Genomic DNA, 15,719 nt, shown 5'->3' with positions numbered 1-15,719 from the left:
CTTCGGGCATGCAGCTGTGTTTTGTGGAGAAAAGGAGGGTGCGGGTATTATCTCGGGGATGGCTGCGGCTACATTCGGAGCAGGGTTAACGACATTGGTCGTGCATGAAAAAATCGCACCACCCCCTTACTTGATGCACTCAACCGTGGTACCAGATAATGCATCAGCTCTGGCCATAGGTATGGGACTTGGATATCATTTTGAGAGTGAATTTTTACAAAAGTATGTTGTAAAGAGTCATTTGCCCATCGTATTGGATGCAGATAGTTTTTATAATGAAGAGATATTATCGGTTTTGGCACAAAAAGACAGAGAGATTGTCATCACGCCACACCCCAAAGAATTTGTAGTACTTTGGAAGACACTGACAGGGGAACAATTGACTGTGACGCAAGTACAAAACAGACGTTTTGAGATGGTACGAAAGTTTAATGCCAAGTATCCGCACATTACGATTCTGCTTAAAGGTGCCAATACGCTTATCATGCAAGAAGAGAGACTTTACATTAACCCTTTAGGATGTTCGAAACTCAGTAAAGGGGGTAGTGGAGATGTTCTTTCAGGGCTCATTGTTGCACTGCTCGCCCAAGGATACACTGCCATAAATGCAGCCATTCAAGGTTCTTTGGCCTTAGTGGTTGCGGCCTATCAGTATGAGGGATCTTCTTATGCAATGTTGTCTACGGACTTGGTGGAAGAAGTAGGGAAATTGGAATCTTGTCATTTTCGGACTTGACTCGTTAATCTATATGGCTAAGTTGTATAAAAGCCATGAATCCCCGTGTTAAGGATGAGGATGACAAAGATATTATTATAAATAGTGTACAATGCGATTATGAAAAAAATAGCTGTACTTTTTAGCGGTAAAGGATCTAACTTTGCCCATATTGTCAACACTTTACATCATAAAGGGTTTGAAGTTGTCGTTGCCTTGACAAACAACCCAAATGCCGAAGGTATAAAGATCGCTAAAGCAGCATCTATCCCGCTTGAGATCATAGACTCAAAAGCATATGAGAGTAGAGAAGCCTTTGATGATGCTGTTGTAGAATGCTTACAAAAGTATAGTCCGGAGCTGACAGTACTTGCAGGGTTTATGCGTATTTTGACACCTATCTTTACAGAGCAGGTCAAAAGTATCAACCTACATCCCTCTCTGCTTCCAAGACACAAAGGGCTTAACGCCATAGAAAAGAGTTATGAAGATAAACATGCCCATGGTGGTGTATCTGTGCATTATGTGACTTCAGAACTTGATGGGGGAGAGGTGATCTTGCAAAAAGAGGTTGCTAAAGAGGGCTTGAGTTTTGAAACATATGATGTAAAAGTACGGAGTATAGAAAAAGAAGCTTTGGTAGAAGCCATTAGGATGGTGCTAAGCTAAATTTTGATGGTATATCTGCAACTGTATTGCGCACCTTTAGGTGATAATGTACTTTCATAAAGATTGATCTCTGGAAGTATGATTCCCAGAGATCTTTCACGATAGGTTTTGAGTCTCTCTTTGTATGCTTTATAGTCAAGTATGGTTTTGATACGGCACAGAGTCATGTGTGGTTTAAAACGGTAAAGGTCAAAGCCTGAATCTCTGAACTCTCTTGCTTTATAGTAAAGTATTTTCTCTTCCGATTTAGTAAAAAAGATTTTCGGCGGTCGTCCAAAATATCCTAGTTCTTTGATGTCTATGCTATTTTCCAATGGGGATATCTCTTTGAGTTTGTTAATGACAGGCTTGTCGTCATCTATGTCACCTAGAAATACCCAGGTCAAATGCAGGTTTTGCTCTTCTACCCATTTCCCTTCAATGATATCTTTGAAATCTTCTTGTATGGAGGCATAGTCATTTAGAATGATAGGCGAAGCGATGAAGAGTTTCATAGGGTTCCTTTTTTACTAATCAAGCAATGATATTTTGACATACTTTTTCATTATTTCCTTTGGATGTTAGGTTGATTGTATGAAAGAATGAGTTTAACTGTTTAAAAAAGAGAGTAGACAGAAAATAAATTGCTATAATTAAAAGAGAATCATAGAAATTTTTTAGAGGTATACCATGTTAAAAAGAAAAATGGCACTATTTAAACTGCTTGGTTTTACAGTATCGGTTGATGCAAGTTGGGGTATTATTCTTTTTTTGGTGGTATGGTCGCTTTCTAAGAGTTTCTTTCCAAGTTATTTTCCAGGACTTAGTATTCAAACATACTGGATCATGGGAGTAGCTGGAGCAATAGGACTTTTTATTTCCATTATTATCCATGAGTTTTCTCACTCACTTGTAGCCCGTAATTATGGGATGAAGATAAAAGGTATTACCCTCTTTATTTTTGGGGGTGTGGCTGAGATGAAGGATGAACCCAACACGCCGAAAAGTGAATTTCTTATGGCGATTGCTGGACCTATAGCCAGTTTTATACTCTCTATCTTCTTTAGCGGGCTTTATCAAATTGCGGAGACAATGAAGTCTCCCGTACCCGTTATAGCTATTTTAAGCTATTTGAGTACTATCAACCTATTGATTGCAGTATTCAATATGATACCGGCATTTCCTACAGATGGGGGAAGAGTGCTTCGTTCGATTTTATGGTGGATCAAGGGTGATATCCATTGGGCAACCCAGATCGCTTCACGTATCAGCCTTATGTTTGCAGTTGTTATTATCTTTACGGGATTTATGAATATGGTAGGAGATAATTCTATCGGAGGACTATGGTGGATACTTATCGGATCTTTTCTCTTCTTTGCTGCTAATGCTTCGTATCAAAAATTATTGATAAAGGAGTCATTTGAGGGAAAAACAGTACGCCATTTTATGAACCCGAGACCAGTGACTGTACCTTCTTATATAACGCTTCAAGAGTTTGTTGACATGTATCTCTATCGCTATCACTATAAAATGTTTCCTGTTGTTCAAAATGGTAAAATCTCAGGACTCATTACGGTTCAGATGCTTAAGTTACATACACACGAAGAGTGGAAGCATCTTCTCGTTGGACAAGTAATGCAACAACAAAATCCATCCAATTCAATTGCAGCAAATACGTCTATCGATGATGCTCTGAACAAAATGAATGAAAGTGGATTTACTCGTTTACTGGTAGTTGAACACAACAAGGTTGTAGGCATCATTACACTCAAGGATTTACTTGAATATATAGCATTAAAAATGGAGTTGGAACCCATACCATAGAAGCTCTTGTTGTATATACCTATAGTATTTGGAGTAAGATGAAGAAATTTGATATAATCAAATTAAAAAGGGAGTGAATATGGAAGAGATCGAAACGAATGAACGGGAAAAACCGGGATTGTCGAGAGCACTCTATACGATTTTATTTTTGATCATAATAAGATTGATCTCAATGGTACTTTTTGTAATCGCCATTACTCAATATATTTATAGTTGGTTGACGGGTGAACCCAATGAAAAGATCCTATATTTTACAGAGGGAGTGGCCGAATATAGCAAACAATTGGTTTCTTATGTGGGATTCAATACAGATGAAAAACCATGGCCTGTGGGTGAGTGGCCAGATGTTTAAAGGACAGTTTATACTTTTTTAGTAGAAGGTACTAAATGATTAGAGTATGCCTACCTAAATGAAAACATTATAAAATATGTTAAATAATAAGGTTTTGGTTTCACATATAAGGAATTATGTGACCTTAAAGAAAGAAATGGACACATGAAACCTCAATCAAAGTACTTTATAGAGGTAAAAATGATAGGATTAAACTTTTTGTCAGATATTGCCAATTCTATACGATATTTTTTCTACGGGAGTACATTAACCGTTACTTAAAGTTATTTCGTTAGTATCTCTTAATCAATATATTAAATAAAGGTAAAAATGTATTCTAAAAAAAGAATAGTCTTAAAAGTAGGGAGCTCGGTTTTAACTGATAGTGGTTCAATTGCAAAAGAACGAATGCTAAACCTCGTATCTCTTATTGTGAAGCTTAGAGATAAATATGAAGTTATTCTTGTTACTTCAGCTGCAGTGTCAGCAGGATATACTGCTTTAAAACTTGATAAAAAAGAGCACATCGGGAAAAAGGTTTTAGCAGCAGTTGGACAACCTATACTAATGAGTGCTTATAAAAGAAAGTTTGATATCTATAATTTAGATATCTCTCAAATACTTCTTACCGAAGATGATTTTGATTCAAGAAAAAGAACTGAAATCTTTAGACAAATTATTAATACTTCTCTTGAAGAAGGCATTCTGCCTATCGTGAATGAAAATGACATCTCAAGTACACCTGATCAACTTTTCGGAGACAATGATCAACTTGCTGCGAGAGTCGCACACCATATTAAGTCTGATCTTCTAGTTATATTAAGTGATGTCGATGGCTATTATGACAGCAACCCAAATGAAAATCATGATGCCAAGATCAGAAAAATAGTTAATAATATTACTGAAGAGGAGCTTCAAGCTGTTCACTCCCCAAATGATGAGTTTGCATCAGGGGGTATTGTGACTAAACTTATTGCAGCTGACTATTTAATGAGCAAAGGTCGTCAAATGTTTTTATGTAGTGGATTTGATCTTACAGCAGCCTATGAATACTTAATGAATAACAATCATACAAAAGGTACTCTGTTTAAACCCAAAGATAAGTAAAATTAAAATAGTCATTTTGCTGGAGTATGCCAAATATGTACGTTAATTGTATGACAATAGTGAACTTATAAAATATAAAATCATATAAGGTTTTTTACGTTGTTATTTTGTGACGGAAATGACATATATTATGAAGCGTGAATTCAAGAATAGTATCTAAATAAGATTTTGAAGAGAACGGTGTGCTATAATTCCGCAATGATAGGATAAGGGAATACACATATGCAGTACTACAACGATGAAAAAAATAAAGCAGGCGCCAAAGTGATCTTTATGATTGTGCAAATGCTAATACTCTCGATTGTGTACATTCTTATATATACTTCTTTTGTAGCAGTAGGATACGCGATAGAGCAGTATGATGTGAGTCCCGTAATGTATTTTCCCGTATTTGCAGCACTAGTGATCTTCCCAATATTGCTTTACAAATATAGACAAATGTTCAATGAAGGTAAAATGCTTGTAGCTTTTACATGGATGATGGCTACGGCTTCTTTGACAGTTGTATTACTTTATGTCTATATTGCACAGATTACAGAGTAATCTCTTTCTTTACTGCATCGTTCTTACATCTAAAAAACTACCACTCTCATAGGCTAAAAGTTTAGAGAAAGTTGCGATGAGAAGTTTGGCTGCTTTGTCTGGTGTTCGTATATCTCCTTCTTTCAGTTGTTTGACTGAAGGATATGTTTCTGCATCAACTTTGTCTATGATATGTTGCACCATAGGAGTGTGAATAACACCAGGAGCAAGTGCGGTAAAATGGATCTCCGGTAACTCTTTTGCATACACGCTGAGTAACATGTTGAGACCCGCCTTAGAGAGTGAGTATGCACCCCATCCTTTAGAACCGTTGATAGCAGCACCTGAACTTATGCCCACTATTTGTTTTACCTGTGCATGAGCATGGAGCGTGTCTATCAGTTCTTTGTTTGCCCAGACATTGACTTCCATCACTGCTTTGGCATCCATTAAATCTGTTTGAGAGAGAGTCTGTATGTCACCCAACACTCCAGCATTGAGGATAACGATATCAAATGACCGGTTTTGAAAAAATTCTTTAAGTGTAGATTGAATCATAAATGTTTCACTCAGGTCATAGGGGAAGAAGAAAAAATGGGGATAGTGATCAAGTTTTTTGGGAATAGTTTTACCTATGGCATAGACATTGTCTCCATTTTCCAAATACTCTTTGGCCAAGGCTTCGCCAAGTCCGGAACTCACACCTGTAATAAGTATATTTTTCATGATGTAATCCTTTTGTAATACATTTGTCCCTTTGATATGATATAATTATATCAAAAAGTAAAAGTCTCATCCAGAGATGATACTTTACTGAGACTTATTTAATCAAAAAAGGACCGTGATGAGTAATAAAGAGGTGAAAACTTTAGATCAAAGAATTGAGCGTATTTATAATATGGCAAAAGAACACTTTGGTGAAGTACGTTTTGTAGGGATTAAAAAACATACGAAGATCGGTTGGGTTGCTAAGATACAATTTGATGAGTTTGAGTCTCTTGTAGCAGAAGGAGAGAATGCTATTGATGCATTGAAAAACCTGCGTAAACGTCTTTCAAGAATTATAGACCGTTACAACATGGTATGAACTTTGAAAAAGAATATTATCCTCATCGGTTTCATGGGAGTAGGTAAAGGTACGACTGCACGTGCATTTACAAAAAAATACGGTACCTATATCATCGATACAGATGATCTTATAGAGTCCAAAGAGAATAAAGAGGTTAAAAAAATCTTTGCCAAAAAAGGCGAAGCCTATTTTAGAGCACAGGAACAGGAAACTGCCAATTGGATAGAAAAATGTGTTACTGGTACTCTGATCTCATGTGGAGGCGGTTTTTATAAGGTGAATAATCTTAAAAAACTCGGTACGGTAGTGTTACTTGATGCTTCATTTGAGTGGATACATAATCGTTTGAAAACAGCAAAAAATGCTAAAAATAAATTGGCAAAACGTCCGCTTTTTTCACAAGAAAAAGCGGCAAGAAAACTTTACGAAGAGCGTGAAAAAGCCTATAAAAAACTGGCAGATGTTGTGATAGATGTTGAAAATCTTACTTTGGAAGAGCAGATCGCACTCATCGCCAAAAAATGTAAGGTTTAATCTATCTTGGCATCTCTTCGTGCTAAGCAAGAGAATGACGGAGTTATTTATTCTGTAAACTCCAATGATCCAACCCTTTATACACGGCGGTCAGCAAGCCAAATATGAGCATGGTACTACCCATACAGTAAGGTGCCTGTTCTATAAATGGGGCAGGAGATTGAGAGATACTAATAATAACATATCCCCACACTAAAAAAGCGATAAGCCCCAACAGCCGTTTTGTCCATCTGATCAGTGAGAGTGTGCTTTCTTTCTTCATATGCTTATTTTATCCAAATTCGATATAATTTCAACAATTAAATTCCGAGAGTATAAATGCAAAGATTTGAAACATATTTAAATGAAAACTTACCAAAAGTGTCAAGTTTCCACCCTGTGTATGAAGAAGCACTAGGTGTTATGCTGTCTGCTGGTGGAAAACGTTTTCGTCCTATGTTACTTTTAAACATTGTTGATGTTTATGAACCGATACTTTATAATTCTGCTTTGCCTGTAGCTCTTGCACTTGAAATGTTTCACACTTATTCTCTCATACATGATGACCTTCCTGCGATGGATGATGCAGATCTGCGCCGTGGACATAAGACCTTGCATAAACGTTTTGATGAAGTGACTGCGATACTTGCAGGGGATGCATTGAATACTGATGCTTTTTATCTTATTGCCAAAGCTCCCCTGCGTGAAGATGTCAAAATCAAACTCGTAGAGTTACTTGCACGTGATGGCGGCAGTCGCGGCATGGTACTTGGACAAGCCATAGATTGTTATTTTGAAAATAAGCCCCTTGAGCTTGAACAGGTAAAAACACTGCATAAAAATAAAACAGCTAAACTTATAGCTGTATCTTTACAAATGGGAGCTGTCATTGTAGGACTGGAGAAGAAAGTGCAGGATGCACTTTATGATTTTGGTATTGATCTTGGGCTGCTTTTTCAGATACAAGATGATATTATAGATGAAACACAGAGTGAAGAAGAAGCGGGTAAAACCACAGGAAATGACAGTGATAAAAATAGCTTTGTCAATCTTTTAGGATTGGAGAAGACTGTTGAAGAAGCAGATACTCTGGCAAAAGATTTACAAAGACGATTTGAAGACTTTGATAAGAAGTTACAAACAGCTTTACAACCCTTGATGAACACATATCTATACAGACACAATTAAAGGAATAACTATGGCAATGACAGAGCAGAACATTATGCGTAAAAAAATGGCAAATACTATCAGGTTTTTAGCGGCTGATACGGTCCAAAAAGCAAATTCTGGACACCCGGGTGCACCTATGGGTCTTGCAGATATCGCAGTGGTTTTGAGTGAAAAGCTGAGCCATAATCCTAAAAATCCAAAATGGCTTAACCGTGACCGTTTGGTTTTCTCGGGTGGACATGCTTCTGCACTTATTTACTCACTTTTACACCTTTGGGGTTACGATGTAAGTCTTGATGACTTGAAAAATTTTCGTCAATTAGACTCTAAAACACCAGGACACCCAGAGTATGGACATACAGAAGGTATAGAGATCACTACAGGTCCTTTGGGTCAGGGTATTGCCAATGCTGTTGGTTTTGCTATGGCAGAGGCTTATACAGCTAACCAGGTAAACTCTGAAACTTGTGAACTGATCGACCATAAAGTATACTGCCTATGTGGTGATGGAGACTTGCAAGAGGGTATCTCTTATGAAGCTTGTGCACTTGCTGGACACTTAGGACTTAAAGATCTGGTACTTATATATGACTCTAACTGTATTACTATCGAGGGAGATACAAGCATTGCATGGAGTGAAGATGTAGAAAAACGTTTTGAAGCACAGAATTGGAACGTAATGAAGATCAATGGTCACTGTTATGATGATATTGAAAAAGCGTTAGATGAAGTAAAAGATGCTACGAAACCAACTATCATCATTGCAAACACTATCATCGGTAAGGGTGCAGGTGATATGGAAGGGTCTCACCATACGCATGGATCACCTCTAGGGGATGATATTATCGCTGAGTCAAAAGCAAAAGAAGGTTTTGATCCTGAAGCATTCTTTCAAATTCCAGAAGATGTTCTATTGAGATTCAGATGTGCGTTAGAACAGGGTGAACTTGCAGAGAAAGAGTGGATACACAGACAAAAAGAAGCACCGCTTATAGAACAAAATGTAGCGCTGGAAAAACTTCTTAACCCAGATTTTTCAGCTATTGAGTTCCCGGATTTCTCTGGAGATGCTGCGATGGCAACAAGAGATTCAAACGGTAAGATACTCAATGCTATTGCAACTGCTGTTCCTTCTTTCCTTGGTGGTTCGGCAGACTTGGCGCCATCGAACAAAACAGAGTTAAAAGATATGGGAGATTTCCCTAAAGGAAGGAACCTGCACTTTGGTATCCGTGAGCACTCTATGGCTGCTATTACCAATGCTATGGCTCTTTATGGGACAACCATTCCTTTTAATGCGACGTTCTTTGTCTTTTCTGATTACCTCAAACCTGCAGCACGTATCGCAGCATTGACAAAGATCCAAAACTTCTTTGTTTGGACACATGACAGTATCGGTGTAGGAGAAGATGGTCCTACACATGAGCCTATCGAGCATATCTCTCAGTTTAGAGCATTGCCAAACTTCTATGTATGGAGACCGGCAGATGCAACTGAAAATGTAGAAGCATGGAGAACAGCATTGACTATGCAAGCACCACACGGTTTTGTGTTAAGTCGTCAAAAACTTCAAACACTGAAGCCAAAAAGAGATTTTGGTGACGTAAGCAAAGGTGCTTATATTGTTAAAAAAAGAAAAGATGCTAACTTTACACTTATGGCTTCAGGTTCAGAATTGATGCCTTGTCTCAAAGCAGCATGTCATTTAGCTGTACTTGGTATTAAAGCAAATGTTGTTTCTGTGCCATGTCTTGATCTTTTCAATGAGCAGGATGCAGAGTATAAAGCAGCAGTGGTTGACCCAAATACAAAAGTACTTGCAGTCGAAGCAGCAACAGCAACAGAATTCTACCGTTATGCAGATGATGTACTGGGTATGGAAAGCTTCGGAGCTTCAGCACCGGCAGAGCAACTTTTTGAGAAGTTCGGATTTACTCAGGAAGGCATCATGAAACGTGCATGTAAGTTGATGGATGTGGAGTACAGGGAAGTAGAACTTGGAGAGTGTAAACTCTAATTTTTCTTTTGATTTCATATAATCTTCGTTCGAATCCTAAGGGGTTCGTCCTATTAGTCAAAATAGCCGTTTATATCAAAATTTTTAAATAAAATAATATTTTTATTTTACTTTCCAACCGCACTATAAAAACTGAATGAGATAAAGTTTATTTTTGAGTTTCAATAATATATCCCTCTCTGATCTTTGTTTGTATGATATCAAAGGGCAGTTTTTTTCTCAGTTCACCAAGTAATTGTCTTAAGGGATAGGTCTCTTTAATTTCACCTTCCCAGACATAATCATGGATCAATTCATTGGGTACAATAGAGTTTATATTTTTTATCATAATAGCACAAAATCTTTTCTCTTTATATCTTAGATGGATAGGTTTATCCTGATAATAAAATGCTTCAGTGTTGAAATCATAATGGAATTCATCTCTTATATTGATAATTTCAGGTTTACTCAGGGTCAATAAATTATTGATTCGTATATCAAGTTCTTTTAAATGGAATGGTTTTTTAATATATTCACTGCAGCCATTTTCGAAGGCCATGGAAAAGTTTTGTATCTCCAAAGAAGCAGTGATGATAATGACCGGTGTATCAAGATCTTTTTTTCTAATGTGTTTCAGTAAGTCTATCCCACTAATATTGGGGATATTGATATCAATGAGATAGAGATCAAAGTCTTCATTGTCTATATGGTCAATGGCTTGTAATCCATCTTTTACAGAGACAGTATCAAAGGCTTTGATCTTAAAAAATTCATTGATGGCTATGTTTAATTGAACATCATCTTCTATTATTAATACTTTCATGCAAAAGTATAGTATAAAAGATGTAATATTTATGTCATATCAGATTTATAATATATGACATCCTATGTTTTATAGTATGAAGCGACATATTTTTAAGGGTTTTTACTTAAGCCTGATATTAAACATACAATTAAATTTGTAAGTTAGAAGGTGCATATCGTAGTATATATGGGCGCGCTTTTATCAGAGGTGTAAGCATTAGCTTAACATACCTCTGATCTCATCTTCATCTATCATATCTTTTTCATATTTTATGACAGCGATATTCTCTGTTTCATTCACATAACTCTCTACGATCGCCTCATGGTTTGTCAGGGAAGAGACTCTTTCTCTGTCAAAGATGTCTAGAGGAAGGTAGACATTTCCTCTATTGTTCGGGCTTGGCATAGTCGCTACCCAGATGAACCATACAATAGATATAATGGCTACCACTACTCCAAGCGTTGCTCTGTCGTAGTGTTGCATGAGCCAACCTGCAAGCAAACCTCCTAAGAAGATACCCACATAGGCAAAAGTATTGGCAACACCCAATGCAGCACCTTTTTGGTGTACTTTGGCAAACTTGGCTACAAAGCTTTGAAGCAGTGGTTCAAACATATTGAACCCTATAAAGAAAAGAACCACACCCACCACAAAGACCCATGCAGAACTAGCAAAGCCCATGGCAAGAAAACCTAAGAAGATAACAGCAACTGAGATCATAAAGACCTCTTTCCCTTTGCCGTATTTCTCTCCAAATATCGCTGCAGGTGCCATAGCAAAGAAACCAAAGATCATCGCAGGAAAATAGACTTTCCATAACTCAGATTTTTCCCAGCCAAAACCACCTTGTGCAAGTTCCTGCGTCATCACAACAGGGATGATGAAAAATGCCATGGTCATAATAGACGAATGGAAAAGAAATGTGATATACATACGTGTCAGAGACTTGTCTTTAAAGACTTCTATCATCTTAGACTCTTCTTCTGCGTAGCTGTGAATGATGGTTGGAGGTTGAGGTACAGCGGTAAATAAAATACCTATAGCCAATACAGAAAGAATAGCCGTAAGCCAAAAGAGTTTGTCAATCCCCCAGTTACCACCAACGATAGGTGCGATGATCATTGCCGCAGCAAAACTCAGTGCAATTGTTCCACCCATGATAGCCATGGCATGAGCACGTTGTTCTTCTTTTACCAAGTCCGCTACCATAGCGGAGACAACAGAACCGATAGCCCCTGCACCTTGCAGGAAACGACCAACAAGAAGCATATAAATGTTGTCGCTCACCGCAGCGATCACTGAACCGATAATGAAGATGATAAGACCAAAAAGCAAAGTCTTTTTACGCCCTACTTTGTCAGAGATCAGTCCGAAAGGTACTTGAAAAGCTGCTTGTGTGAGCGCATAGCCACCCACTACAAGACCTGCCAAAAATGGTGTTGCCCCTTCCATGTCAAGTGCATAGATGGAGAGAACAGGAAGGACAATAAAGAGTCCGAAAAATCTCAAAGCAACAATGAGACTGAGTGGCATGATCTGTTTAATCATAGTGATACCTCTATTTAGATAAAATTTCTCTCATTATATAACGAAATATTTAAGAGTAGATGATAAAGATTAAGATATGTCATCTCTCGTTAAGGACAAGGTGTGAGTGGAAGAAATTTTCACAAAGTTAAGTCCTCTGAAAAGGAGAATATTTATGCATATCGTTTTAGCAACAGGGAACAAAGGTAAACTACGCGAATTTAAACAAATGTGTCAGGATGAGGTGGTGGCTTTTTCTGAACTTTTAGGTGAGGTTGACATCGTAGAAGACGGAGATACCTTTGCAGCCAATGCACTCATCAAAGCACGTGCCATCTATGAAAAACTTGGTGAAGAGTATTTGGTGGTATCGGATGACAGTGGTATCTCTCTGCCTATACTTGACGGAGCACCAGGCATTTACTCTGCACGTTATGCAGGAGAAGATGTTACAGATAAAGATAACCTCTATAAACTCATAAAAACAGTAAAAGAAAAAGGGTTAAAGTCTACACCGGCTTACTATACCGCTGCTATAGCCATTGTCTCCAAATATGGAGAGTATGTGGTGCATGGCTGGATGCATGGAAATGTCATAGATGAACCTAGAGGAGATAAAGGGTTTGGATATGATCCGATATTTATTCCTTCAGGATTTGATAAAACATTAGGGGAACTTGATGATGATATTAAATCTAAAATCTCACATCGTGCGCAAGCTCTGGGTTTAGCTAAACCTATTATACAGATGTTAAAGGGTAAATAATGAAAAAACAATTTATGGAAGATCTGCAAGTCATTTATGACGAATTACAACTTAGACAGGCAGATCTCAATAAATATTATGAATTGTTAGATGATGATAAAGGGCATGCTAGAGCAAATGAAGTAGTAGAGGCATTTTTAAGCCTTCTGGACATACCTAGAAATCAAGACTCTGAGATGGCAGCAATTACACGTGTTGTAAACCTCCGTGAAGATGCTTTAGAGCAAGTGTTAGAGAAAAATGGCTGCTCTAAAGATGAGATAGCCATGAAAAAAGAGTTGGCGTATGGGTTTGTCAGTACGATGCATATTACGCGTCATGAAAAATTTATTACATGGGTAGAGGAGAATAAACTGCTTACTCCTTTTTACCGTTCACTTATTTTAGGGGTTCATTATGTGGGAATAGCGATGAGTGTATGGCAGAGCCATTGGACACACCATATTATCCATAGTGTGAATCTGCAACTCTCTGAAATGTTTAATGGCGATGATGCCAAAGTTTTTGAAATGCTTCAAAATGAGTCTCTGCTTGATACAGATGAGAGTGGATGTGTAGCAGATAGATGTTACTCTGTACTTAAAAAAGAGGATACAGGGTATAAAAGTATCGCTTATACAGACGCATTTCCCAAAGAAGTGACACAGGTTACTACAGCACTTGAACAGCTTATTTCACTTTTGAGCCAACATGAAGATGATGTATTTGATCAAAAAGCAGAGTGGATAGCTTATTTTACAGCGCTAAAAGTAGCTTTTTCTCATACCAAAACCAATGAACTGATAGGTAAATGGGCAGAAGTAGATAGACGTTGGATGGCTATAACGGCACCATTGCAAGTAGGGCATCCATTAGAGTATTATGAAGATCACTATAGAAAAGCTGTAGCGTTAGAATGGGATCTGCGTATTGTTAATCCTCAATTACAAGAAGGTTCAAATACCCGTAATAACATTAAACTTTTTGCCTATGAAATGGCAAAAGACTTTGGTGAAGAAGCTTTGCATACGATGAGTAAAAATCTCTTACAGGTCGATGAAACCCAACTCTACATAGGCCAACCCGTTCTTTACTATGGAGCAGAGTTCAATGGACTTTTCTCTGCACAGGTTGTTCCTAATGACGAACAAGTTTCTGCTGAATTGGGTAAAAAGATCTTTGCTTATGCAGACTTTGTAATGGAGAGTAAAAAATCCAAACCGATCATGAAACTCTCAGTAGAGACATTGGGTGAAGATTTTGTCAAAAAACAAAAAGCATTGGTAGACAATGAACCTAAGCTCTGGCAGGAAATCTATGACATTTCCACTGTAGGGCATGAGTACGGACATATACTATGGATAGATGCAGACACAGAAACTAAAATGAACGTTTCGGGACAGTTTAAAAATATTGAAGAGTTTAAGGCTACTGCCGGTGGTTTGATGGCATTTTTCCATAATGAAAGAAAAGAACTTAAAACACACATTGTAGATGATGTTGTTTCACGTGCAGTAGGACTTATGGCATGGCGTGAAGTCGGTGAAGTGTTGCCGTATTATTGTGAAGGATTGATCCATCTTGATATTCTCTTCAGTTCAGGTGTGATCAGCTATGATGGAGAGATAAAAATTGATTATAGCAAGTATGATGAGATGAAAGAAACCTATCAAAATGCATACAAAAACTTGGCAGAAAATTATCTTTCAAAAATAGATGCAAATGTCTATTTGAGTACGTATGCGAGTAAAGTAAATGGTGTGTATTTACCTGTAAAAGAAGAGATAAGATCGTTCGTAGAACACTATTATGCAAGATATAAAGAGATAGGACAGAAAACTATCGTACTTGCTTAAGATACCAGCAGAAGGGACTTCCTTTTCTTCTGCTAGTGCTTAATTCTTTTTCTTCACCATTTTCTAACTTATTTTTAGATATAATCCACGTAATTATGCCGTCATTTGAACGGTGATCAAGAGGATATTTATGCTACTTTTTACCCCAGGACCTACACCTGTACCGGAGTCTGTACGCCAAGCTATGGCTACACCTACGCTACACCATAGAACACCAGAATTTGAAGCTATTTTTAAAGAAGCCCGTGAAAGACTTTTAAAACTTCTTGGGATGGATGAGTGTGTGATGATCGCATCTTCAGGTACAGGTGCGATGCAGGCCTGTATGTTGAACTTGTGTAAGACTAAAGCTCTGACTGTAAACGCTGGTAAGTTTGGTGAGCGTTTTGGAAAAATTGCTGATGCAATGGGAAGAGATAAAGTTGAGCTTAGCTATGAGTGGAATACACCTTGTTCAGTAGTTGACGTTGAAAATGCTTTGAATGAAAATGCAGATATCGATGCGATTTTTATACAGGTATGTGAAAGTGCCGGTGGACTTCGTCATCCTGTAGAAGCAATTGCGAAAAGAGCTAAAGAGATCAAGCCTGATATCATGATCGTTGCGGATGGTATCACTGCTGTAGGTGTAGAACCTATAGATGTTTCAAACATCGATGCATTGGTTACAGGAAGTCAAAAAGCATTGATGCTTCCTCCTGGACTTGCAATGATAGGTTTGTCTAATATGGCGGTACAAAAAATAGGTGATGGTGAAGATTATTATTTTAATCTTGCAACAGAAATTAAACAACAGCAAAAAAATACTACTGCATGGACAGCAGCAACAACACTTATCATAGGGCTCAATGCTATCTTTGATGCGATCGATGAAGAGGGAATCGATGCATT

At 37.7% G+C, this 15,719-nt stretch carries 18 protein-coding genes; 13 read left to right on the top strand and 5 right to left on the bottom strand.

All coding sequences use genetic code 11. The features are described from left to right. Both ABZC96_RS02920 and purN read left to right on the top strand, forming a co-directional pair. A partial coding sequence (locus ABZC96_RS02920) for an NAD(P)H-hydrate dehydratase (protein ID WP_373028957.1) occupies positions 1-736 on the top strand: 736 nt, incomplete at its 5' end. Between the two features lie 99 nt (positions 737-835). Then, complete coding sequence (gene purN, locus ABZC96_RS02915; protein WP_373028955.1) at positions 836-1,384, top strand: phosphoribosylglycinamide formyltransferase; 549 nt, start codon at positions 836-838, stop codon at positions 1,382-1,384. Here purN and thpR read toward each other — a convergent pair. After that, positions 1,381-1,878: an RNA 2',3'-cyclic phosphodiesterase gene (thpR, locus tag ABZC96_RS02910; RefSeq protein WP_373028954.1), complete on the bottom strand. Its 498-nt coding sequence runs from the start codon at positions 1,876-1,878 to the stop codon at positions 1,381-1,383. The genes purN and thpR overlap by 4 nt on opposite strands. A 175-nt stretch (positions 1,879-2,053) precedes the next feature. Between thpR and ABZC96_RS02905 the strand changes: the two genes are divergently transcribed. The 4 genes from ABZC96_RS02905 (at position 2,054) to ABZC96_RS02890 (ending at position 5,168) form a co-directional block, all read left to right on the top strand. Next, positions 2,054-3,187: a M50 family metallopeptidase gene (locus ABZC96_RS02905; protein WP_373028953.1), complete on the top strand. Its 1,134-nt coding sequence runs from the start codon at positions 2,054-2,056 to the stop codon at positions 3,185-3,187. A 79-nt stretch (positions 3,188-3,266) separates the two neighbouring features. Continuing rightward, positions 3,267-3,539 (top strand): DUF4389 domain-containing protein, encoded by a 273-nt coding sequence (locus tag ABZC96_RS02900; protein WP_373028952.1) that lies wholly within the window; start codon positions 3,267-3,269, stop codon positions 3,537-3,539. A gap of 309 nt (positions 3,540-3,848) precedes the next feature. Continuing rightward, a complete protein-coding gene (proB, locus tag ABZC96_RS02895) occupies positions 3,849-4,625 on the top strand; it encodes a glutamate 5-kinase (protein WP_373028951.1) in 777 nt (258 codons plus the stop codon). A 222-nt stretch (positions 4,626-4,847) separates the two neighbouring features. Beyond that, positions 4,848-5,168 (top strand): hypothetical protein, encoded by a 321-nt coding sequence (locus ABZC96_RS02890; protein WP_373028950.1) that lies wholly within the window; start codon positions 4,848-4,850, stop codon positions 5,166-5,168. A 9-nt stretch (positions 5,169-5,177) separates the two neighbouring features. On the opposite strand, the gene ABZC96_RS02885 is transcribed toward ABZC96_RS02890, so the two are convergent. Then, positions 5,178-5,873, bottom strand: coding sequence for an SDR family NAD(P)-dependent oxidoreductase (locus ABZC96_RS02885; protein ID WP_373028948.1), 696 nt, complete (start codon positions 5,871-5,873; stop codon positions 5,178-5,180). Positions 5,874-5,991: 118 nt separating this feature from the next. Between ABZC96_RS02885 and ABZC96_RS02880 the strand changes: the two genes are divergently transcribed. Further along, the gene (locus ABZC96_RS02880) at positions 5,992-6,234 is read left to right on the top strand and encodes a hypothetical protein (RefSeq protein ID WP_373028947.1); all 243 of its coding nucleotides are present in this window, start codon (positions 5,992-5,994) and stop codon (positions 6,232-6,234) included. A gap of 3 nt (positions 6,235-6,237) precedes the next feature. After that, entirely contained in the window at positions 6,238-6,750 is a 513-nt protein-coding gene (locus ABZC96_RS02875) for a shikimate kinase (RefSeq protein ID WP_373028945.1), read from the top strand. A gap of 43 nt (positions 6,751-6,793) precedes the next feature. Here the strand turns inward: ABZC96_RS02875 and ABZC96_RS02870 are convergent, their stop codons facing one another. After that, positions 6,794-7,012, bottom strand: a complete 219-nt coding sequence (locus tag ABZC96_RS02870) for a hypothetical protein (RefSeq protein WP_373028944.1) — start codon at positions 7,010-7,012, stop codon at positions 6,794-6,796. 56 nt (positions 7,013-7,068) lie between these two features. On the opposite strand from ABZC96_RS02870, the gene ABZC96_RS02865 reads away from it, so the two are divergent. Then, the gene (locus ABZC96_RS02865) at positions 7,069-7,917 is read left to right on the top strand and encodes a polyprenyl synthetase family protein (protein ID WP_373028943.1); all 849 of its coding nucleotides are present in this window, start codon (positions 7,069-7,071) and stop codon (positions 7,915-7,917) included. A gap of 10 nt (positions 7,918-7,927) precedes the next feature. After that, positions 7,928-9,916: a transketolase gene (tkt, locus tag ABZC96_RS02860; RefSeq protein ID WP_373028942.1), complete on the top strand. Its 1,989-nt coding sequence runs from the start codon at positions 7,928-7,930 to the stop codon at positions 9,914-9,916. 148 nt (positions 9,917-10,064) lie between these two features. Here the strand turns inward: tkt and ABZC96_RS02855 are convergent, their stop codons facing one another. Both ABZC96_RS02855 and ABZC96_RS02850 read right to left on the bottom strand, forming a co-directional pair. Then, complete coding sequence (locus ABZC96_RS02855) at positions 10,065-10,718, bottom strand: response regulator transcription factor (RefSeq protein ID WP_373028940.1); 654 nt, start codon at positions 10,716-10,718, stop codon at positions 10,065-10,067. A 198-nt stretch (positions 10,719-10,916) separates the two neighbouring features. Continuing rightward, on the bottom strand, positions 10,917-12,248 hold the full coding sequence (locus ABZC96_RS02850; protein ID WP_373028938.1) for an MFS transporter: 1,332 nt from the start codon (positions 12,246-12,248) through the stop codon (positions 10,917-10,919). Between the two features lie 154 nt (positions 12,249-12,402). On the opposite strand from ABZC96_RS02850, the gene rdgB reads away from it, so the two are divergent. The 3 genes from rdgB to ABZC96_RS02835 form a co-directional block, all read left to right on the top strand. After that, on the top strand, positions 12,403-12,993 hold the full coding sequence (gene rdgB, locus ABZC96_RS02845) for an RdgB/HAM1 family non-canonical purine NTP pyrophosphatase (protein ID WP_373028937.1): 591 nt from the start codon (positions 12,403-12,405) through the stop codon (positions 12,991-12,993). After that, the gene (gene ciaB / locus ABZC96_RS02840) at positions 12,993-14,828 is read left to right on the top strand and encodes an invasion protein CiaB (protein WP_373028935.1); all 1,836 of its coding nucleotides are present in this window, start codon (positions 12,993-12,995) and stop codon (positions 14,826-14,828) included. Before rdgB ends, ciaB begins: the two co-directional genes overlap by 1 nt. Positions 14,829-14,958: 130 nt before the next feature. Beyond that, positions 14,959-15,719, top strand: a 761-nt coding sequence (locus ABZC96_RS02835; RefSeq protein ID WP_373028934.1) for an alanine--glyoxylate aminotransferase family protein, incomplete at its 3' end; no start/stop codon positions are given.

This window comes from Sulfurovum sp., from assembly GCF_041551015.1.
Classification (GTDB): Bacteria; Campylobacterota; Campylobacteria; order Campylobacterales; family Sulfurovaceae; genus Sulfurovum.
The sequence above is the reverse complement of the archived record's forward strand: the minus strand, read 5'-3'. Positions and strand labels throughout refer to the sequence as shown.